We start from the raw sequence: 20,583 nt of genomic DNA on the forward strand, positions 1-20,583 counted from the left end.
TATGCAAAGGTGATAATACCAACAGAAAAAAGAGATGGTATTGTAGTACCTCAAGAGTCTGTTTTTATAAGAGATTTATTAAGTTATGTATATAAAGTAAAAGATGGAAAAGCTGAAAGAATTGAGGTTGTAACTGGAGCAGTTGCAAAACCAAATATTGAAATAGTAAAAGGGAACTTAAAAGTTGGAGATAAGGTAGTATCTGATGGAATATTTGGTCTATCTGATGGAGACGAAGTTACTATAAATAATTAGACAAAATTTAAAGAGGTGAAAAAAGTATGTCTTTAGCAGGAATTGCTATACGTAGACCAGTTGCAACAGTAATGTTAATGGTTTCTATGGTTTTTTTAGGAATCGTTTCAATGCTGTCAATGAAATCAGAGTTACTTCCGAACATGAATATTCCTATGGTCGTTATATCAACTACATGGAATGGAGCTGTACCAGAAGATGTTAATACTCAAATAACAAAGAAAATAGAGGATTCTCTTTCAGGTGTAGATGGTATTAAGAAAATAACTTCAACATCAGCATTTGAAAGATCAACAGTAAGAGTTGAATTTGATTATGGTGTAAATATAGATATAAAAAGAGGAGATATTCAAAGAGAAATAGATGCTATATCTGGAGAATTACCTGATGGAGCATCAAAACCTGTAACACAAAAGAGATTAGCAGGATCAGGAAATACGGCAATGATGTTAAATGTATCAGGACCAAATTTCTTAGAGTTAACTACTTTTGTAAATGAATTTATGACTCCAAGATTTGAAAGAATTGGAGGAGTAGGAGGAGTAGATACGTTAGGTTCTCCAGAAAAACAAATTCAAATTCAATTTGATACAGATAAGTTAGCATCATATAATTTAACGCCAAATGAGTTGTATGATTTATTGAAAAGTTCATCAATAAGTGTTCCATTAGGAGTAATTAAAACTGGTGGAAAAGATATTGTAGCTAGATTTATGGGTCAATTAAATTACTTAGATGAATTTAATAATATGATTTTAAAAAGTAATGGAAAGACATTAAGATTAAAAGATGTTGCTCATGTTGCTTTAACTACTGAAGATCAAACTGATATTGTAAAATACAATGGTCAATCATCAGTAATGCTAGTAATAGAAAAATCAACAGATGGAAATATATTAGATATTGCTAAAAATGCAAAAATAGCAATAAGTGAAATGGAACCATATTATCCTAAAGGATTAAAAGTAAGAACTGTAATGGATTATTCAAAGGATATTAAGTCATCAATATCTGGAGTAAAAGGAAATGCAGTTACAGGATTAGTTCTAGCAACAATTATTTTATTAGTATTCTTAAAAAATATAAGAGCAACAATGTTAATATCATTAGCACTACCAGTTGCAGTTATATTTACCTTTGCATTCTTATCTTTATTAGGAGTAACGATTAACGTTATATCATTAATGGGATTATCAATAGGTGTTGGTATGCTAACGGATAACTCAGTTGTTGTTATAGATAATATATATAGACATATAACAGAGCTTAAAAAACCAGTTATGGAAGCTTCAGAAGATGGAGCATCAGAAGTATCGGTTGCAATACTTGCATCAGCATTAACAACAATGGTAGTATTTATTCCAGTATTATTTATACCTGGAATAGCAAGAGAGATATTTAGAGATATGTCATTATCAATTATATTCTCAAATGTAGCTGCCTTAATAGTTTCTTTAACTTTAATGCCAATGGTTGCAAGTAGATTTTTAAAAGCAAATGTAGATATTACAAAAGAAGGTAAGATTTTTGGAAAAGTAAAAACTTCTTACGATGCAATAATAGAATGGGCAATTACAAATAGAAAGAAAACAATAATAGCAGCATTTGGAACATTTTTCGTAATGATGATATTAGGACCAATGTTAACAAGAACAGAGTTTATTCCAAAACAAGATTATGGAAGATATGCTGTTGTGATAGAACTTCCAAAGGGACTTTCTGTTGAAAGAGCTGAAAAAATAACAGAGCAAGCTGTTGATATTGTTAAGAAAAATCCTCTTACAAAGACATATATTTCTCTTGTTAAATCTGATGTAGGTGTAATAAATATAGATATTGGGCCAAAAACAGATAGAAAAGAATCTATATTCCAAGTAATGGATAGTTTGAGACCACAGCTGAAAAAAATTCCAGGAATTAAATTTAACTTAAAAGATGACTATCAATCTGGCGGTGGAGACAGAGATGTTGAATTTAGAGTGTCTTCTGATAGTTTAGATACAGCTGAAAAGATAGCTAAAGAGGTTCAAGATAAAATCAGAGTAATACCTGGAATAGCGGATGTTACATCAAGTATTGAACCGGGAAATACAGAAGCGAGAGTAGTGCTAAATAGAGATAAATTACGTGCTTATGGAATATCTCCATTTGATATTGGAAGAACTATAAGTTATTCATTCTTAGGTGGAAACAGAGCAACTGGTCAAACGTTAACTGTTAAAACAGGAACAGAAGAGATTGATGTATTAGTTAGACTTCCTAAAAAGGCAAGAACAAGTATATCTTCGCTTGAAGAGTTAAATATAAAAACTGCAGATGGTAAATTTATAAAAGTATCAGATGTAGCAAAAATAGTTATGGCAGAAGGAGCTTCTGAAATAACAAAAGCAGATAAAATTTTCTATGCATCAGTTTCTGCAAATGATGGTGGAATAGGATTAACTAGGGTTCAAGGAGAAATTGTAAAAGCTTATGAAAGTACTCATCCTCCAAAAGGAGTTAGTTATTCATGGGGAGGAATGTCTCAACTATTTAATGAGGCATTAGTACAAATGTTGATGGCTTTAGGAGTTTCAATATTCTTAATTTATGCAATTCTTGCATCACAATTTGAAAATTTTGTTTTACCGATAATTATATTAGCTTCTGTTCCACTAGCAATGATTGGAGTTTATGGTGGACTTATTATAACAAACTCACCGTTTGATATGATGGTAATGATTGGAATAATAATGTTAGCAGGAACCGTAGTTAATAATGCAATTGTATTAATTGACTTTATTAAGATTTTGAGAGAAAGAGGATATAAATTACATGATGCAGTTAGAGAATCATGTAAAACAAGACTTAGACCAATATTAATGACAACAATGACAACAGTTTGTGGAATGATTCCACTAGCTTTAGGATTTGGAGATGGAGCAGAACTATATTCTGGAATGTCAATAGCAGTAATATTTGGACTTTCATTCTCAACATTATTAACGTTAATTGTAATACCAGTATTATATATATCTATTGAAGAAAGTGTAGAAAATATAAGAAATAAATTTAAAAAGAAATAATTTTTTAAAGTTCCTAAAATTTTTTAGGAACTTTTTTTATAAAAAAGTTGTAAAAATAAAAAGTCTATGATAGACTAGTGGCAAGTAACAATTGAATAGAAAAATCTTGTATAATAGTTGTGATAAGGTCAACGAGTTTCTACCTGCTACCGTAAATTGGCAGACTACAAGGCATAGTTATAATATTTTTATATTACTTAACTTTGACTCTTGTGGAAATTACATTTGTAATTTCCTTTTTTTATAATATTTTTTACAAAAAAATTATTTGGAGGAGAATAGTTATGTACATAAAAATGAAAAGCAGGAAATATTTAATTTTAAAAAAAAGAATATTTTGTATAAAAACGCAGATTATTAATAAAGGTATAGTTGTACCTTTATAATAATGTGCGTTTTTATTTTTTTAAGGAGGAAGTAGATGAGTAAGGTTGGAATTATTATGGGGAGTAAATCTGATTTGCCAGTTATGAATGAGTGTATTGAAATATTGAAGGAGTTAGAAATAAATATTCAAGTAAATATAGTATCAGCTCATAGAACACCTGAATTAATGTATGAATATTCAAAAAATGCAGAGAAGAATGGAATAGAAATAATTATTGCAGGAGCAGGAGGAGCAGCACATCTACCAGGGATGGTAGCTAGTTTGACTGATATTCCAGTAATAGGAGTTCCTATAAAAAGTAAAAATTTAAAAGGGATAGATTCACTACTTTCTATTGTACAGATGCCAAATGGAATACCTGTGGCAACAGTTGCAATAAATGGTGGAAAAAATGCAGGACTTTTAGCAGGAAGAATTTTAGGATTAAGAGATGAGAAAATAAAAAATAATTTAAAGAGATATAGAGAGAATATGAGGGATGAGGTTTTATTAAATTCAGAGGTTAAAATATGAAAGAATATATAGGAATTTTAGGAGGGGGACAGCTTGCTAAGATGCTATGTGAGTCAGCTAAAAAAATAGGATATAAAACAATAGTATTGGATTGTGATAAAGATGCTTGTGGCGGGAAAGTAGCCACAAAACATTATGCAGACAATTATTTGGATGAGAAAATTTTAAAAAAAATATGTGATGAGTCAAAAGTAATAACATATGAATTTGAGAATATTCCAGTAGAAACAATAGAGTATATTGAAAAAAATGGAAATATACCTCAAGGAAAAAGACCTATATATATAAGTAAAAATAGGATAAGAGAAAAAAGTGAAATGAAAAAATTAGGGATAAGAATTGCTGAATTTGTAGAAGTAGAAAATAAATCTCATTTAATAAAAGGAGTAAGAAAGTTAGGTTATCCATTGATACTAAAAACTTGTGAAGAGGGATATGATGGAAAAGGACAGTGGAAAATAAATAGTATTGAGGATGTAGATTTAATACAGCTAGAAGAAAGAGAATATATTTTAGAAAAAAAGATAGATTTTCAAAAAGAAGTATCTTGTATGGTCATTAGAGGTATAAATGGAGAAATAGTAACATTTCCAATTGGAGAAAATATACATAAAAATGGGATTTTAAATATGACAATAGTTCCAGCTAGAATAGATAAAGAGCTAGAAGAAGAAATAAAATATATTTCTAAAAAGATAGTTGAAGAATTGAACTTTTATGGACCTTTAGGGATAGAATTTTTTATAAAAGATAACGAGATATATTTTAATGAAATGGCTCCAAGACCGCATAATAGCGTTCATTATACAATGGATGCTTGTAATGAATCACAGTTTGATCTTCACTTGAACTCTTTACTAGGAAAGAGTTTAGAAGAACCAAAACTGTTGAAAAAAGTGGTAATGTTAAATATTTTAGGTGAAGATAAAGAAAAAGTTGAAAAAATAAAAATTGATGAAAATATAAAAATATATTTATATGGAAAATCCATATGGAAAACAGGAAGAAAAATGGGACATATAAACTTTTTAGGGGATAATTTAGAAGAGTTAATTGAAAAAGCTAAATCATTTTAATGGAGGAGAAATGAATAAAAGGATTTTTATAAAAAAGAAAATTGGATTTCAAATAGAGGCTTTAGATTTAAAAAATGAACTTATAAAAAATTTAGATGAATCAGAAATTGAAAGTATAGATTTATATAACGTATATGATATTTTTAATTGTGAAGATGAAGACATAGAACTTTTAAAACACAAGGTTTTGTCTGAGGTTGTAACAGATGATATTTTTGAAAATATTGATTTAAAAGAAAATTATATAGCACTAGAATTTTTACCTGGACAATATGACCAAAGAGCAGATTCAGCTAGTCAATGTTTAATGCTCTTAAATAATAAAGAATGGATAGATATAAAAAGTGGTAAGGTTATAGTTTTTTTAGGAAAAGTTAAAAATTTAAATAAAATAAAAAATTATTTGATAAATCCAATAGAAATGAGAGAGAAAAATTTAGATATTTTAGAAAATAAAATAGAAGAATTTAATTTAGAAACTAAAAAAATTGAAAATTTTATAAATTTAGACAGAAAAAAATTAGTTTGTTTTTTAGAAAATCAAGGTTTAGCAATGAATATTGAAGACTTAGAACATATTCAAAAATATTTTAAAAATACAGAAAAAAGAGATCCAACAGAGGCAGAAATAAAAGTTTTAGATACCTATTGGTCAGATCACTGTAGACATACAACTTTTGAAACATATTTAAAAAATATAAAAATAAATAGTAATAATTTTAAAGAAGAGATTCAAAGTATATTTAATAAGTATATTGAATTAAAAGAAAAAGTTAATCCCAATAAAAAACAGATAACAATGATGGATATGGCTACTATTGGTGGAAAATATTTGAGGAAAATAGGGAAATTAAATGATTTAGAAATATCAGAAGAGATAAATGCTTGCAGTATAGAGGTGGATGTTGAAGTAGATAATGAAATTGAAAAATGGCTTTTAATGTTTAAGAATGAAACTCATAATCATCCAACAGAGATAGAACCTTTTGGTGGAGCAAGTACTTGTGTTGGTGGAGCAATAAGAGATCCATTGTCAGGAAGATCTTATGTATACCAAGGAATGAGAATTAGTGGAGCAGGAGATATTACAGAAAATATAAATAAAACTTTAGAAAATAAATTATCTCAAGAAAGAATATCAAAAGGTGCAGCTCAAGGATATTCATCTTATGGTAATCAAATAGGATTATCGACAACATTTGTAAAAGAGATATATCATGAAGGGTATAAAGCTAAAAGAATGGAAGTAGGAGCAGTAGTAGGAGCAGTAAAAAAAGAAAATGTAAGAAGAGAGGAACCAACTTTTGGAGATATTGTTATTTTAATAGGTGGAAAAACTGGAAGAGATGGAGTAGGTGGGGCAACAGGATCATCTAAAGAACATACAGATCAATCACTTTTAAAATGTTCTTCTGAAGTACAAAAAGGTAATGCTCCAATGGAAAGAAGAATTCAAAGGTTATTTAGAAATTCAGAAGTTTCTAAACTAATAAAAAAATCAAATGATTTTGGAGCTGGAGGAGTAAGTGTAGCAATAGGAGAACTTGCAAGAGGAGTTTATGTAAATTTAGATAAAGTTCCAGTAAAATATAAAGGTTTAAATGGAATGGAACTTTCTATTTCAGAATCTCAAGAGAGAATGGCTGTTGTAATAGAAAAAAAAGATGAGGAAAAATTTATAAATCTTTGTTATGAAGAAAATTTAGAAGGAGTTACAGTAGGAGAGATAACAAAGGATGATAGATTAGTATTAGTTTATAAAGGGGAAAAAGTAGTTGACATATCAAGAGAGTTTTTAGATACCAATGGAATTAAGCAAAGTCAAAATGTAGAAATAAAGGACTCAAATTTAAAAACTCCTTTTAATAAAGAAAATAAATTATCATTAAAAGATTCTATAAAAAATATTTTAAGTGATTTAAATGTAGCTTCTCAAAGAGGTATGGTTGAGATGTTTGATTCATCAATTGGAAGAAGTACAGTTCTTATGCCATATGGTGGAAAATATCAACTTACTGAGTCAGAAGGAAGTGTTCAAAAATTACCGACAGATAAAGAAACAAAAACTTGTTCAATATTAACTTATGGATATAATCCATTTATAACAGAGTATTCGCCGTATTTAGGAGCTCAGTATGCTGTAATAGAATCGCTTGCTAAAGTTGTTGCTTTAGGTGGAGATTTTTCAAAAGTGAGATTAACTTTTCAAGAGTATTTTGAAAAATTAGGAAAAGATGAAGTTAAATGGGGAAAACCAGTGTCATCTATACTTGGAGCTTTAGAAGCTCAGTTAGCATTTGAAACTCCAGCTATTGGAGGAAAGGACAGTATGAGTGGTACTTTTAAAGAGATAAATGTACCTCCAACATTAATATCATTTGCTGTTACAACAGAAAATGTAGATAACATAATATCTAGTGAATTTAAAGAGTATGGAAGTAATGTTTATTTAGTAAGTTCTAAAAGAAAAAGAAATAATCTTCCAGATTATGAAAATATTAAAGAGAATTTTAAACTAATAACAGAAAATATAAAAAACAAAAAAATAATATCAGCTTCAACGATAAAGTTTGGTGGAATTATGGAAACTTTACTTAAAAACTCTTTTGGAAATAAAATGGGATTAGATATAGATACAGATATAAATTTATTTGAAATTTTACCAGGAGATTTTATTGTTGAAAGTAAAGATGAGCTTAATTTTGGAAAATTTATAGGAAAAACAGTAAACTCTGAAGAGTTAAAAATAAATGGAGAGTTATTTAATATTAATGAGATGATTGAAATTTGGGAATCTAAACTTAAAAAGATATATCCATTGAAAAAAGAGAGTAATCAAGAGATAAAAAGTTTTGAAATTAATGATAAAGAGATAAAAAAATCTAAAAATAAATATGAAAAACCAAAGGTTTTAATTCCAGTATTTCCTGGAAATAATTGTGAGTATGATAGTAAGAAAGCTTTTGAAAAGGCAGGAGGAGATGTTGAGTTACTTGTGTTTAACAACTTAAATTCAAAAAGCATAAAAGAAAGCATAGAAATTTTAAGTGAAAAAATAAGAAAAACTCAGATATTTATGATACCTGGAGGATTTAGTGCTGGAGATGAACCTGATGGTTCTGGAAAATTTATAGGAAATGTATTACAAAATCCATTGATAAAAAATAGTATTAAAGAGCTACTTGAAAATGATGGATTAATTTTAGGAATATGTAATGGATTTCAAGCTTTAATAAAATCAGGACTACTGCCATATGGTGATGTTAATAAGCTAACAATTGAATCACCTACACTTTTTAGAAATGATATTAACAGACATATATCAAGAGTGATAAATACAAAGATTGTTTCTGTAAACTCTCCTTGGCTAAGTTCTTTTAAAAAAGGTGAAATTCATAGTATTCCTGTCTCTCATGGAGAGGGAAAGGTTATAGTAAAGGAAAGTGTAGCTAAAGAGCTTTTTAAAAATGGACAAATAGTAACTCAGTATTGCAATGAACAGGGAGAAGCAACAATGGATGGAAATTATAATTTAAATGGATCTAGCTATGCTATTGAAGGAATGGTTTCAAAGTGCGGGCAAATATTTGGGAAAATGGCTCATTCAGAAAGATATGAAAATGGACTTTTAAAAAATATATATGGTAATAAAGAGCAAGATATATTCTTAAATGGTGTTAATTATTTTAAAAAATAAAAAAGGGGTAAAATAATGTTATTAGAAGAAAATATGATTTATGAAGGAAAAGCTAAAAAGGTATATAGAACTGAAAATGAAAATGAAGTTATAATTTATTATAAAGATGATGCAACAGCTTTTAACAATATTAAAAAAGGTACTATAAAAAATAAAGGAATAATGAATAAAGAGATTACAACAATAATATATGATAACTTAAAAAAATCAGGAATAGAAACACATTTTATAAAAAATTTAACAGAAAGAGCTCAACTTTGTAAAAAAGTTCAAATAGTACCACTTGAAGTTATAGTGAGAAATATATTAGCAGGTTCAACAGCAAAATTATTAGGAATAGAAGAGGGGTTAAAATTAGAAACACCTATTTTTGAAATTTGCTATAAGAAAGATGAGTTAAAAGATCCATTAATAAATGATTATCACGCAATAGCTTTGGGATTAGCTACAAAAGAGGAGTTAGATAAGATATATAAAGAGACAGAAAAGATAAATATAATATTAAAAGATATGTTTTTAAAGGTAAATATAAACTTAGTAGATTTTAAAATAGAATTTGGGAAAGATGCAGATGGAAATATAATATTAGCTGATGAAATATCTCCTGATTGCTGTAGATTATGGGATAAAGAAACAGGGAATAAATTAGATAAAGATAGGTTTAGAAGAGATTTAGGAAGTGTTGAAGATGCTTATGAAGAAGTATTGAAAAGGTTAAGTGGTGTTTAAAAAATGATGAGGGAGCTAGAGTACTTTTTAAGTGGAAAAATAAAAGAAGAGTGTGGGGTATTTGGAGTTTTCAATGTAAAAGAAGCATCAACTTTAGTATATTATGGACTTCATTCGTTACAGCATAGAGGCCAAGAGGGCACAGGTATAGCAGTTTCTACAGGAGAAAAAATAAGTAGAGAAAAAGGTGAAGGTTTAGTAAGTGAAGTTTTTAATAGTGAAAAGCTTGATAAATTACAAGGGAAAATGGGTATTGGTCATGTGAGATACTCAACAAGTGGAGGAGGGGGAATAGAAAATGTTCAACCTATTCTTATTAGATCTCATTTAGGAGATTTTGTAATAGCTCACAATGGGAATATTGTAAATGCAAAAGAATTAAAGATGCAACTTGAAGCTAAGGGTAGTATTTTTCATACAACTTCTGACAGTGAGATAATAGGACATCTGATTTTAAGAGAAGTTGGAGAGTTTGAAGAGAAACTTATGAAAGCTTTAAATCATTTAGAAGGGGCATTTTCCTTTTTAATAATGAATAAAGATACAATGTATGTTATTAGAGATAAAAATGGATTTAGACCCTTATCTATGGGTAAGTTAGAGGAAGGATTTGTGTTTAGTTCTGAAAGTTCAGCATTTGAAATAGTTGGAGCGGAATATATAAGAGGATTAAATCCAGGAGAGGTTTTAATAGTTTCAAAAGATAGAATAGAATCTAAACAATATACAGAATCTACTCAAAATAAAATGTGTGCTATGGAGTATATATATTTTTCAAGACCAGATAGTAGCATAAATAATTTAAATGTTCATAATAGCAGAAGAGAGTGTGGAACTATTTTAGCAAAAGAAAGTCCAGTGGAAGCAGATATAGTTATAGGTGTACCAGATTCTTCTCTATCAGCAGCAATGGGATATTCAAATTTTTCAGGAATTCCATATGAAATAGGATTAATAAAAAATAGATATGTAGGAAGAACATTTATAAAACCAAACCAAAAGCAAAGAGAAAGAGGAGTAAAGATGAAGCTTTCAGCGATGGAGGCTGTTGTAAAAAATAAAAAAATAATTTTAGTTGATGATTCTATTGTAAGGGGAACAACATCTAAACATATAATAAAATTATTAAAAGATGCTGGAGCAAAAGAGGTTCATATGAGAATTGCCTCTTCTCCAATCACTAATCCATGTTTTTATGGAGTAGATACATCAACATATAGTGAATTAATAAGTAATACTTTAAATTTAAAAGAACTTACAGAGTATATAGGTGCAGATACACTGAATTTTTTATCTTTAGAGGGAATGTATGAAGGGTTAGGAAAGAATATATGTACTGCTTGTTTTACAGGGAAATATCCAACAAGTATGTTTAGTTTATTGGAAAACTTAAAATAAAAGGGAGATAATAATGAGTAATAAATATATGGATGCAGGAGTTAGTTTAGAGGCTGGATATGAATCTGTTAGAAGAATAAAAAGTCATGTGGATAGAACACAAATAAAGGGATCTATAAATAGCTTAGGTGCTTTTGGAGGAATGTTTGATCTTTCTCAACTTGGATTAAAAGAGCCAGTTTTAGTAAGTGGAACAGATGGAGTGGGAACAAAGTTAATGCTTGCATTTCAAATGGATAAACACGATACAATTGGAGAGGATGTTGTTGCTATGTGTGTCAATGATGTTTTAGTACAAGGAGCCCTTCCACTATATTTTTTAGATTATATAGCTGTTGGGAAAAACTTTCCTGAACAAATAGAGAACATTGTAAAAGGTGTGGCAGAAGGGTGTATAAAGGCAGGATGTGCACTTATAGGTGGAGAAACAGCAGAGATGCCAGGAATGTATAGTGAAGGACATTATGACATTGCTGGATTTACTGTGGGAGCAGTTGAGAAATCAAAACTTATAACAGGAAAAAAGATAAAGGCAGGAGATGTTATAGTTGGAGTAAAATCAAGTGGAGTACACTCTAATGGATTTTCTTTAGTTAGAAAGATAATTAAAGATTCGAATTTAAATTTACAAGAGTATTATGAAGAGATTGATGGGAAATTAGGAGATATACTTTTAAATCCTACTAGAATATATGTTGATTTAGTTAAAAAAGTATTAGAAAAGGTAGAGATAAATGGAATGTGTCATATTACAGGTGGTGGATTTTATGAGAATATTCCAAGAGTTTTACCAAGTGGACTAGGTGTAGAAGTATATGAAAAAGAGATTGAAAAAGTGAAAATATTTGATTTTTTAGCTGAAAAAGGAAATGTATTAAAAGAAGAGATGTTTAATGTATTTAATATGGGTATTGGATATATATTTATTATAGATGAAGATGAGATGAAAAAAATGGAAGAACTTTTTAACGAGATAGATGAAAAATTAATGGTAATAGGAAAAGTTGTTGAAAATGAAGGAGTCCATATAAAATGGTAAATATAGGAATATTTGCATCTGGAAGTGGAAGTAATTTTGAAAATTTAGTTCTAGCTTTAGAGGATGGTAGAGGAGAGGGATATTCTGTAAAATTTTTATTTTCAGATAAAAAGAATTCATATGCGTTAGAAAGAGCAAAAAAGTTAGGAATAGAAAGAGTATGCATTGAACTAAAAGATTGTTTAAATAAAGAAGAGTATGAAAAGAAGATATTGGAAAAGTTAGAAAAAGAAAATGTACAGTTAATAGTTTTAGCAGGATATATGAAGATAATTTCTTCAGCGTTATTACAAAAGTATGAAAATAGAATTATAAATATCCATCCATCATATTTACCAAATTATCAAGGAAAAGATGCAATAAAAAGGGCTTTTTTAGAAAAAAATAAAGAAACGGGAATTACTATTCATTATGTTGATGAAGGAGTTGATACAGGCTCAATAATTTATCAAGAAAAGATACAAATAGAAAATATAAAAACATTGAAAGAGGTAGAGGAAAAAATACATCAATTGGAGCATGAGATATATCCAAAAGTTTTAACTAGACTGTGTCAGGGGGAAATTAAATGAAAAGAGCATTAATAAGTGTATCAGATAAAGAGGGAATTGTTGAATTTTCAAGAAAGTTAAAAAAATTAGAATATACTATTATATCAACAGGTGGAACTAAAGATGTTTTAGAGAAAAATAATATAGAAGTTATAGGAATAGAGGAGTATACAGGATTTCCTGAGATAATGGATGGAAGAGTAAAAACTCTACATCCTAAAGTTCATGGTGGTCTTTTATGTGTTAGAGAAAATAGAGCTCATATAGAAGAAGTTTTAAAAAATAATATAGAACTAATAGATATGGTAGTTGTAAATTTATATCCTTTTAATGAAGTGTTAAAAAAAGGTGGAACACATAATGAGTTAATTGAGAATATAGATATTGGTGGACCAAGTATGTTAAGATCAGCAGGAAAAAATTATAAATATGTTGATGTCATAGTTGATCCAAAGGACTATGAAAAAATAATAGATGAAATAGAAAAAAATGGAGAAACAAAATTAGAAACTAGAGAAAATTTAGCAAGAAAAGTATTTACTTATACAGCAAGTTATGACAGTATTATAGCGGGATATTTAAATAGAAAGTGTAATTGTGAGTTTCCAGAAAAATTAACACTTACTTATGACAAAGAGATAGATTTAAGATATGGAGAAAATCATCATCAAAAATCATCAGGATATAAAAGTTTAAATGTGTATTCACCTATTTTATGTGGTATACAATTAAATGGAAAAGAGCTATCATATAACAACATTCAAGATTCAAATTCCGCAATAGAGATATTAATGGAGTTTAATGAACCAACAGTTGTTGCAGTAAAACATACTAATCCATGTGGAGTAGGAAGTGGAGAAAATATATATATTGCTTGGAAAAAAGCTTATGAAAGTGATCCTATATCTATATTTGGAGGAATAGTTGCTTTTAACAAAGAGTTAACAGAAGAGATAGCTGTAGAACTTTCTAACTTATTTTTAGAGGTAATAATAGCTCCTAGTTTTTCAGAAGAAGCTTTAGAAATATTAAAAATAAAGAAGAATATAAGACTTTTAAAAATTGAATTAGTAAAAAGTGGAGAAAATGAAAAAAAAATAGTGTCTATTCAAGGTGGAATTTTATTACAAGAGATAGATAAAGAAAAAGTAGAAGAGTATAGATGTGTTACAGAAAAAATGATTGATGAAAATATAAAAGAGGATATGGAATTTGCTTGGAAAATAGTAAAACATATAAAATCAAATGCAATAGTTATAGTAAAAGATAAGATGGTTATTGGAGTTGGAGCAGGGCAGATGAATAGAGTTGGAGCTGCTAAAATAGCTTTAGAACAAGGTGGAAAAAAATGTGCTGGGAGTGTAATGGCATCAGATGCATTTTTTCCTATGGATGATACTGTTGAATTAGCAAGTTCATATGGAATCAAAACAATTGTTCAACCTGGGGGATCAATAAAAGATAAATTGTCTATTGATAAATGTAATGAAAAAAAAATATCTATGGTATTTACTAATATTAGACATTTTAAACATTAAAAGGAGGTACTATGAAAGTTTTAATTGTGGGAAAAGGTGGAAGAGAACATGCCTTAAGCAAAATAGTAAAAAAAAGTTCCTTAGTAACTGAGGTATTTATAGCTCCTGGAAATATAGGAATGAAAGATATTGGAACTTTAGTAAATGTACATGAAGAAGATATTTTAAATTTAGTGAATTTTGCGGAAGAAAATAAAATAGATTTAACAATAGTAGGACCAGAAAGTTCTCTATCGTTAGGAATAGTAAATGAATTTGAAAAAAGAGGATTAAAAATCTTTGGACCAACAAAAGAATCAGCTATGATAGAGACAAGCAAAGAGTATGCAAAATATATAATGGGAAAATATAATATTCCAACAGGTAAATATAGATCTTTTACTGAAAAAGAAGAAGCAATAAAATATTTAGAAAACCAGTTGTTACCAATAGTAATAAAAGAGGATGGATTAAAAGCTGGGAAGGGTGTAACTGTTGCTTTTTCAGTGGAAGAAGCAAAAGAGGCTGTAAAGAAAGCTTTTGAAATACATGAAAATAAAATAATAATAGAGGAATATCTAGATGGTTTTGAATTTTCAATAATAGCTATTGCAAATGAAAATAAAATTATTCCTTTGGAAATAGCACAGGATCATAAAAGAATATATGATGGAGATTTAGGACCAAATACTGGAGGAATGGGTGTTTACTCTCCTGTTGAAAAAATTACAAAAGAAGTGATAGATGAAACAGTAAATAAAATAATGAAACCAATGTTAGATGGATTAATAAAAGAGGGAACACCATTTAAAGGTTTTTTATTTGGTGGAATAATGTTGACAAAAGAGGGAGTAAAAACGATAGAATTTAATGCTAGATTTGGAGATCCAGAAGCTCAAGGGATTCTTCCAAGATTAAAGAGTGATTTTGTAAAAGTTATTTTAGATATTTTAGATAAAAAAGAAACTAAATTAATTTGGGACAAAAGAAAAAGTTTAGCGGTGGTAATGGCATCAAGTGGATATCCTGATAAATATTCTATTGGAGAAGTGGTGAATATTGATGGGAATATTGATGGAGAGCTATATTTTATGGGAGTTAAAGAGGAAAATAAAAATATAGTTACAAATGGAGGGAGAGTTTTATCTCTAGTATGTTTTGGGGACACTTTGGAAAAGGCAAGAGAAAAAACTTATGAAGAGATAAAAAAAATTAACTTTAAAAAAATGTTTTTTAGAAATGACATAGGCTTAAAAATGTGTTATAATAGTAAAAATAAATAAAAAAAGACCTGCACGTACTAAAAAACAGTGCAGGTCTTTATTTAAAATAACAAATTTATGGAGGAAGTAATATGATGAACGGAAAAATTATTAAGGAAGCGATTACTTTTGATGACGTATTATTAGTACCTGCAAAATCAGAAGTTTTACCACACGAGGTAAGTTTAAAGACAAGACTTACAAAAGATATAGAACTAAACGTTCCAGTATTAAGTGCTGCCATGGACACAGTAACAGAAGGAGATATGGCTATTGCTCTTGCTAGACAAGGTGGAATAGGATTTATTCATAAAAATATGTCAATTGAGGATCAAGCTGCAGAAGTAGATAGAGTTAAAAGAAATGAAAGTGGAATGATAAAAAATCCAGTAACTTTAACAAAGGAATCTACAGTTTTACATGCAGAGGAGATTATGAGAAGATATAAAATATCAGGTCTTCCTGTAATAGAAAATGATGGTTCTTTAATTGGAATTATAACAAATAGAGATTTAAAATATAGAAAAGATATGGATCAATTAGTACGTGATATAATGACAAAAGAGCATTTAGTTACAGCACCAATTGGAACGACATTAGATGAGGCAAAAGATATTTTATTAGAAAATAGAATAGAGAAACTACCAATAGTAAGTGAGGATGGAAAATTAAAAGGATTAATAACAATAAAAGATATTGATAATTTAGTTGAGTATCCTAATGCTTGTAAAGATAATCAAGGAAGACTTAGAGTTGGAGGAGCAGTTGGAATTGGTGCTGACACTTTAGATAGAGTAAAAGCGTTAGTAGAAGCAGGAGCAGATATAATAACTGTTGACTCAGCACATGGTCATTCTATGGGAGTAATAAGAAAAATCAAAGAGATTAGAGAAGCTTATCCAGAACTTAATATAATAGGTGGAAATATTGTAACAGCTGAAGCAGCTCTTGATTTAATTGATGCAGGAGTAAATGCAGTAAAAGTTGGAGTGGGACCAGGATCAATTTGTACAACAAGAGTTGTAGCTGGAGTAGGAGTTCCTCAACTATCAGCAGTAAATGATATATATGAAGTGTGTAAAACAAGAGGTATTGGAGTTATAGCTGACGGAGGAATAAAACTATCAGGAGATATGGTTAAAGCTTTAGCGGCAGGAGCAGATTGTGTTATGCTTGGAGGATTGCTTGCTGGAACAACAGAAGCTCCAGGTGAAGAGATAATATATGAAGGAAGAAGATATAAAATATATGTTGGAATGGGATCTATGGCTGCAATGAAAAGAGGGTCAAAAGATAGATATTTCCAAAATGATGCTAAAAAATTAGTTCCAGAAGGAATTGAGGGAAGAGTGTCATATAAGGGAAGTTTGAAAGATGTTGTGTTCCAACTATGTGGAGGAGTAAGAGCAGGAATGGGTTATTGTGGAACTCCAACAATTGGAGATTTAAAAGTAAATGGTAAGTTTGTAAAAATAACAGGAGCAGGACTAAAAGAAAGTCATCCTCATGATATAATAATAACAAAAGAAGCACCAAATTACTCAAAATAATAGAGGGTTAAAAAGTTGACATTGTAGTAAAATTTGCATATACTATGTTATATAAAATATAGTATATGGGCAAACTAAAAGAAATTTTAGGACGCAAAGCTACAGGGTCTTTAAAATGACAGCCAGTTGCAATAATTTTAAAGTTATTGCAACTTTTTTTTTGATAAAAAATGAGGAGGGAGCATGAAGAGAATAGGATTGTTTTTGTTTATAATTTTAAATATACTGACATTTTCTCAGAAAAAAATGGAAATATCAGTTCCTATGAATTATACAGATATGTATTTGTATAAGAATTTAGAGGAGGGGGAATATAAAGGTATATATGCTGATTTATTTGATAAATTCGATAAGAAGAACTTAGATGAATATAAGATAGATTATGTATTGAATAATAAAGAGAAAAGCGATTTAGTATTAAGAACTATAAAAACAAAAGAGGGGATAAAACGATATAGTTATATAAAGACGCCTTTTGTATATAGAGTTGCAATTGTTGTAGATAAAAGCTCTAAAATAAAAAATATTGGTGAAGTAAAAGAGTTGAAAGTTGCGTATTTACCAAATGAACACGGATTAAAAGAAATAGAGGAAAGATATAAATGGTTAAAACTAGATAAAATAGAAGTAAGAACAGCAGATGAAGGACTGAATTATTTAAAAAGTGGAGAGATAGATGCACTTATTGTAAAGGATTGGAATGAAAAAAATTCAGGAGAAAGCGATTACAAAGTTTTAGAAAATATAAAATATAATGAACAAATTGGTGTTAAGAAATCTGAAGCTGAGTTATATGAGAAAATAAATTTATTTATGAATGAGTTACCTCCTGAAACTTTAAAAGAGATAATTAACAAAAATAGAATTTCATTTTATAAATATTTATTAAAAGATACCCCTAGTTATGAGAATGTAAAAAAAAGATATAAAGAACTTAGAGTGAAATTAGGAGAGGATAAATATCAGCTTCCTTTTTATTATAAGAAAAATGGAAAATACCAAGGATTAACTATAAATATAGTAAATGAAATTCAAAAGATTATAGATATTCCTATTAAATTTGTTGAAAATGGTGACTTTGATATAAATGGTATTGCAATAGAAAATAAAAATGGTGAGAAAAAATATTCATATACTAAACCATATTATGAGATGAAATTATCTGTTGCCAATAGAAAGTCAGGAGGGTTTATATATAATATATCGGATCTAGATAATTCTAAGGTTATAGTTTTAAAAAATGATTATAGTGAAGCATACTTGAAAAAAGTTGTAAAAAATAGTGAGCTTATAGAAGTGAATACTTATGAAGAAGGACTTAATGATTTAATTAATAAAAAAGGTGATTATTTAGTTGGATATTTAGGCGGGTTAACAGGAGCGATAACAAATAGTTTTATAGATGATAAAGTAAAAGTTGCAGGAATATTAAATGAAACATTTGGAGTGAGTTTAGCAACTAAAAAATCAGATGAATCTCTAACTAATGTAATTGATACAATAACTGATAGTTTTACAATTGATAAAACTATTGTAGATAATGATTTATTAAAAAATTCAATAGTGACACAAAATTATAAATTAATAATTAAAATAGCAGTTCCTACAATAATATTTATATTAATATTAATATTAGCAATAATTAAATCTGAAAAAAATAGAAAAAAAGCAGAAGATTTAAGTTATTCGCTAGTAGAGGTTTTAGAGATGGCAAATCAATTAAATGATGAAGATACAGGAGATCATGTTCATAGAATTAGTTTATATTCAACACTTCTTGCGGAAAAATTAAAATTGCCAAAGAAAATGGTAGAGGCAATAGCAAGGTTTGCATCTTTACATGATATTGGAAAAGTAGCTATTCCTTCAGAAATATTAAAGAAACCGTCTAAATTAACAGTTGATGAATTTGAAAAAGTTAAAGGACACGTTGAAATTGGATATAAATTAATAAAAAAATTAAAGTTAGGGACTATAGCTGAAAATATTGTGAAATATCATCATGAAAAATGGAATGGGACAGGGTATCCAGAAAAAATAAAAGGCGAAGAGATACCTTTAGAATCAAGAATAGTTTCAATAGTTGATGTATATGATGCTTTAAGACAGGATAAGTTTCATAGAAAAGGTATTAGTCATAAAGAGACGATAAAAATAATAAAAAGTGATAGAGGAATATCTTTTGATCCAAAAATTGTAGATGTGTTTATTGAAAATGAAAAAGACTTTAATGAAATTTATGAGAAAAATAAACATGCACTACATTTAGCTACAGAATTTTATACAGCTATAAAAAAATAAGAGAGGTGGAAATGTTGAGAAATAAAATATATTTACTTATATTTTTAATTTGTACGGCATTCTCTTTTGGAAGTACACATAATAAATTAGATTCAATACCTTTGGGAGAGTATCAATATATTGAAAATACTAATGATGATAATTTAAGAATCGTTCAAGCTGTAAAAGTGACAAGTGTGGATCCTATAAAAGCTAAGGATCAATATTCAACAAGAGTCATAGAGAAAATGTATGATACTTTATTTGAATATAATAAAGAAGGGAAAATAGAGCCACATTTGGTAAAAGAGTGGAATTGGTTTGATGATAGAACTCTTTCATTAAAGTTGAAAGATAATGTGTATTTTCATAATGGAGAAGAGATGACAGCTCAAGATGTGAAAAAAAGTTTTGAGAGAATGATTTCGCAAGGTGTTTTTAAAGATTTATTTGATGATATTGAAAATATAAAAATAGTAAATAATAAAGAACTTAATTTTAAATTAAAAGGAAAAAATAATTTATTTATTCCTATGTTGACATATCAAATGAGTTCTATTATAAAAGAAAAAAATGGAAAAATAATTGGAACAGGTCCATATATTTTAGAAAAAATAAATAATAAAGAAGTAGTTTTAAGAAAGAATGATAATTATTTTTTGAAGAATAAAGGTGCTAAAAAAATAACTTTGATTTTTGAAGGGAGTGAAAGAAGAAGAATAATTTCTTTTTTCAATGAAAGTGTTGATGGGGTAGCGGATATAACAAATAAAAATATTATTCAAGCAAGAAAAGAGGGATTAATACCTGATGATGTATTAGAATTAGAGGGTAAAAATATAAATACAATAACTTTAATGTTCGGGAAAAAAAATAAAATTTTTGCAACGAGAGAAAGTAGAGAAGCAATTGAAGAAGCGATTGATAGAAAAGCATTAACAAAAGAAACTCTTGGAATATCAGAAGTGACAACTTTTTTCCCAAAAGAATTTTTTAATGCAAAATTATCAAAAATTAAAGAGAATTTTAATATAAGTAAAAGTAGAAATGAAATAAAAAGATTAGGTTTAAATAAGATTTCAATGGAATTAACAATTTTAAATGATAGTACATCATTGGAATTAGCAAAAAAAATAAAGAAACAATTATTAAATGTAGGGATAACTGTTAATATTGTTCCTTACCAACAAGAAGCATATTTAATGAAGATAGAAAGTAAAGAATATGAACTATCCTTATATGATATAGCTACAAATAGTAATT

13 protein-coding genes, 1 pseudogene and 2 riboswitches are annotated in these 20,583 nt (G+C 28.3%); all 14 genes and pseudogenes read left to right on the forward strand.

The genetic code is table 11. The features are described from left to right. A pseudogene (locus tag Q0V09_RS02145) lies at nucleotides 1-255 on the forward strand (efflux RND transporter periplasmic adaptor subunit); the annotation flags it as partial. 26 nt (nucleotides 256-281) lie between these two features. Next, a complete protein-coding gene (locus tag Q0V09_RS02150; RefSeq protein WP_297406331.1) occupies nucleotides 282-3,320 on the forward strand; it encodes an efflux RND transporter permease subunit in 3,039 nt (1,012 codons plus the stop codon). An 86-nt stretch (nucleotides 3,321-3,406) separates the two neighbouring features. After that, a riboswitch (purine riboswitch) is annotated at nucleotides 3,407-3,507 on the forward strand. 234 nt (nucleotides 3,508-3,741) lie between these two features. Further along, nucleotides 3,742-4,221 (forward strand): 5-(carboxyamino)imidazole ribonucleotide mutase, encoded by a 480-nt coding sequence (gene purE / locus Q0V09_RS02155; protein WP_297406329.1) that lies wholly within the window; start codon nucleotides 3,742-3,744, stop codon nucleotides 4,219-4,221. Next, nucleotides 4,218-5,297, forward strand: coding sequence for a 5-(carboxyamino)imidazole ribonucleotide synthase (gene purK / locus Q0V09_RS02160; RefSeq protein ID WP_297486952.1), 1,080 nt, complete (start codon nucleotides 4,218-4,220; stop codon nucleotides 5,295-5,297). The genes purE and purK overlap by 4 nt, the downstream gene beginning before the upstream one ends. 10 nt (nucleotides 5,298-5,307) lie before the next feature. After that, entirely contained in the window at nucleotides 5,308-8,994 is a 3,687-nt protein-coding gene (locus Q0V09_RS02165) for a phosphoribosylformylglycinamidine synthase (RefSeq protein WP_297486955.1), read from the forward strand. A 15-nt stretch (nucleotides 8,995-9,009) separates the two neighbouring features. Continuing rightward, nucleotides 9,010-9,723: a phosphoribosylaminoimidazolesuccinocarboxamide synthase gene (gene purC / locus Q0V09_RS02170; protein ID WP_297406936.1), complete on the forward strand. Its 714-nt coding sequence runs from the start codon at nucleotides 9,010-9,012 to the stop codon at nucleotides 9,721-9,723. Nucleotides 9,724-9,726: 3 nt separating this feature from the next. After that, the gene (purF, locus tag Q0V09_RS02175; protein ID WP_297406938.1) at nucleotides 9,727-11,121 is read left to right on the forward strand and encodes an amidophosphoribosyltransferase; all 1,395 of its coding nucleotides are present in this window, start codon (nucleotides 9,727-9,729) and stop codon (nucleotides 11,119-11,121) included. Between the two features lie 13 nt (nucleotides 11,122-11,134). After that, a complete protein-coding gene (gene purM, locus Q0V09_RS02180; protein ID WP_297406940.1) occupies nucleotides 11,135-12,160 on the forward strand; it encodes a phosphoribosylformylglycinamidine cyclo-ligase in 1,026 nt (341 codons plus the stop codon). Beyond that, nucleotides 12,154-12,732, forward strand: coding sequence for a phosphoribosylglycinamide formyltransferase (purN, locus tag Q0V09_RS02185; protein WP_297486957.1), 579 nt, complete (start codon nucleotides 12,154-12,156; stop codon nucleotides 12,730-12,732). The genes purM and purN overlap by 7 nt, the downstream gene beginning before the upstream one ends. Continuing rightward, nucleotides 12,729-14,249, forward strand: a complete 1,521-nt coding sequence (gene purH / locus Q0V09_RS02190) for a bifunctional phosphoribosylaminoimidazolecarboxamide formyltransferase/IMP cyclohydrolase (protein ID WP_297486960.1) — start codon at nucleotides 12,729-12,731, stop codon at nucleotides 14,247-14,249. Before purN ends, purH begins: the two co-directional genes overlap by 4 nt. An 11-nt stretch (nucleotides 14,250-14,260) precedes the next feature. Continuing rightward, entirely contained in the window at nucleotides 14,261-15,511 is a 1,251-nt protein-coding gene (purD, locus tag Q0V09_RS02195) for a phosphoribosylamine--glycine ligase (RefSeq protein WP_297486964.1), read from the forward strand. Nucleotides 15,512-15,582: 71 nt separating this feature from the next. Continuing rightward, nucleotides 15,583-17,040 (forward strand): IMP dehydrogenase, encoded by a 1,458-nt coding sequence (guaB, locus tag Q0V09_RS02200; RefSeq protein ID WP_297406575.1) that lies wholly within the window; start codon nucleotides 15,583-15,585, stop codon nucleotides 17,038-17,040. 58 nt (nucleotides 17,041-17,098) lie between these two features. Further along, nucleotides 17,099-17,174: riboswitch (cyclic di-GMP riboswitch) on the forward strand. Between the two features lie 49 nt (nucleotides 17,175-17,223). After that, complete coding sequence (locus tag Q0V09_RS02205) at nucleotides 17,224-19,341, forward strand: HD domain-containing phosphohydrolase (protein WP_297406576.1); 2,118 nt, start codon at nucleotides 17,224-17,226, stop codon at nucleotides 19,339-19,341. An 11-nt stretch (nucleotides 19,342-19,352) separates the two neighbouring features. Further along, nucleotides 19,353-20,583: ABC transporter substrate-binding protein (locus Q0V09_RS02210; RefSeq protein WP_297486968.1), on the forward strand; the 1,231-nt coding region annotated here is incomplete at its 3' end.

The organism is uncultured Cetobacterium sp., from assembly GCF_947039425.1.
Lineage (GTDB): Bacteria > Fusobacteriota > Fusobacteriia > Fusobacteriales > Fusobacteriaceae > Cetobacterium_A.

Bases quoted from the DNA above. Each gene is read 5' to 3' on its own strand.
- Q0V09_RS02150 (WP_297406331.1), top strand. From the start codon at position 282: ATGTCTTTAGCAGGAATTGCTATACGTAGACCAGTTGCAACAGTAATG.
- purE (WP_297406329.1), top strand. From the start codon at position 3,742: ATGAGTAAGGTTGGAATTATTATGGGGAGTAAATCTGATTTGCCAGTT.
- purK (WP_297486952.1), top strand. From the start codon at position 4,218: ATGAAAGAATATATAGGAATTTTAGGAGGGGGACAGCTTGCTAAGATG.
- Q0V09_RS02165 (WP_297486955.1), top strand. From the start codon at position 5,308: ATGAATAAAAGGATTTTTATAAAAAAGAAAATTGGATTTCAAATAGAG.
- purC (WP_297406936.1), top strand. From the start codon at position 9,010: ATGTTATTAGAAGAAAATATGATTTATGAAGGAAAAGCTAAAAAGGTA.
- purF (WP_297406938.1), top strand. From the start codon at position 9,727: ATGATGAGGGAGCTAGAGTACTTTTTAAGTGGAAAAATAAAAGAAGAG.
- purM (WP_297406940.1), top strand. From the start codon at position 11,135: ATGAGTAATAAATATATGGATGCAGGAGTTAGTTTAGAGGCTGGATAT.
- purN (WP_297486957.1), top strand. From the start codon at position 12,154: ATGGTAAATATAGGAATATTTGCATCTGGAAGTGGAAGTAATTTTGAA.
- purH (WP_297486960.1), top strand. From the start codon at position 12,729: ATGAAAAGAGCATTAATAAGTGTATCAGATAAAGAGGGAATTGTTGAA.
- purD (WP_297486964.1), top strand. From the start codon at position 14,261: ATGAAAGTTTTAATTGTGGGAAAAGGTGGAAGAGAACATGCCTTAAGC.
- guaB (WP_297406575.1), top strand. From the start codon at position 15,583: ATGATGAACGGAAAAATTATTAAGGAAGCGATTACTTTTGATGACGTA.
- Q0V09_RS02205 (WP_297406576.1), top strand. From the start codon at position 17,224: ATGAAGAGAATAGGATTGTTTTTGTTTATAATTTTAAATATACTGACA.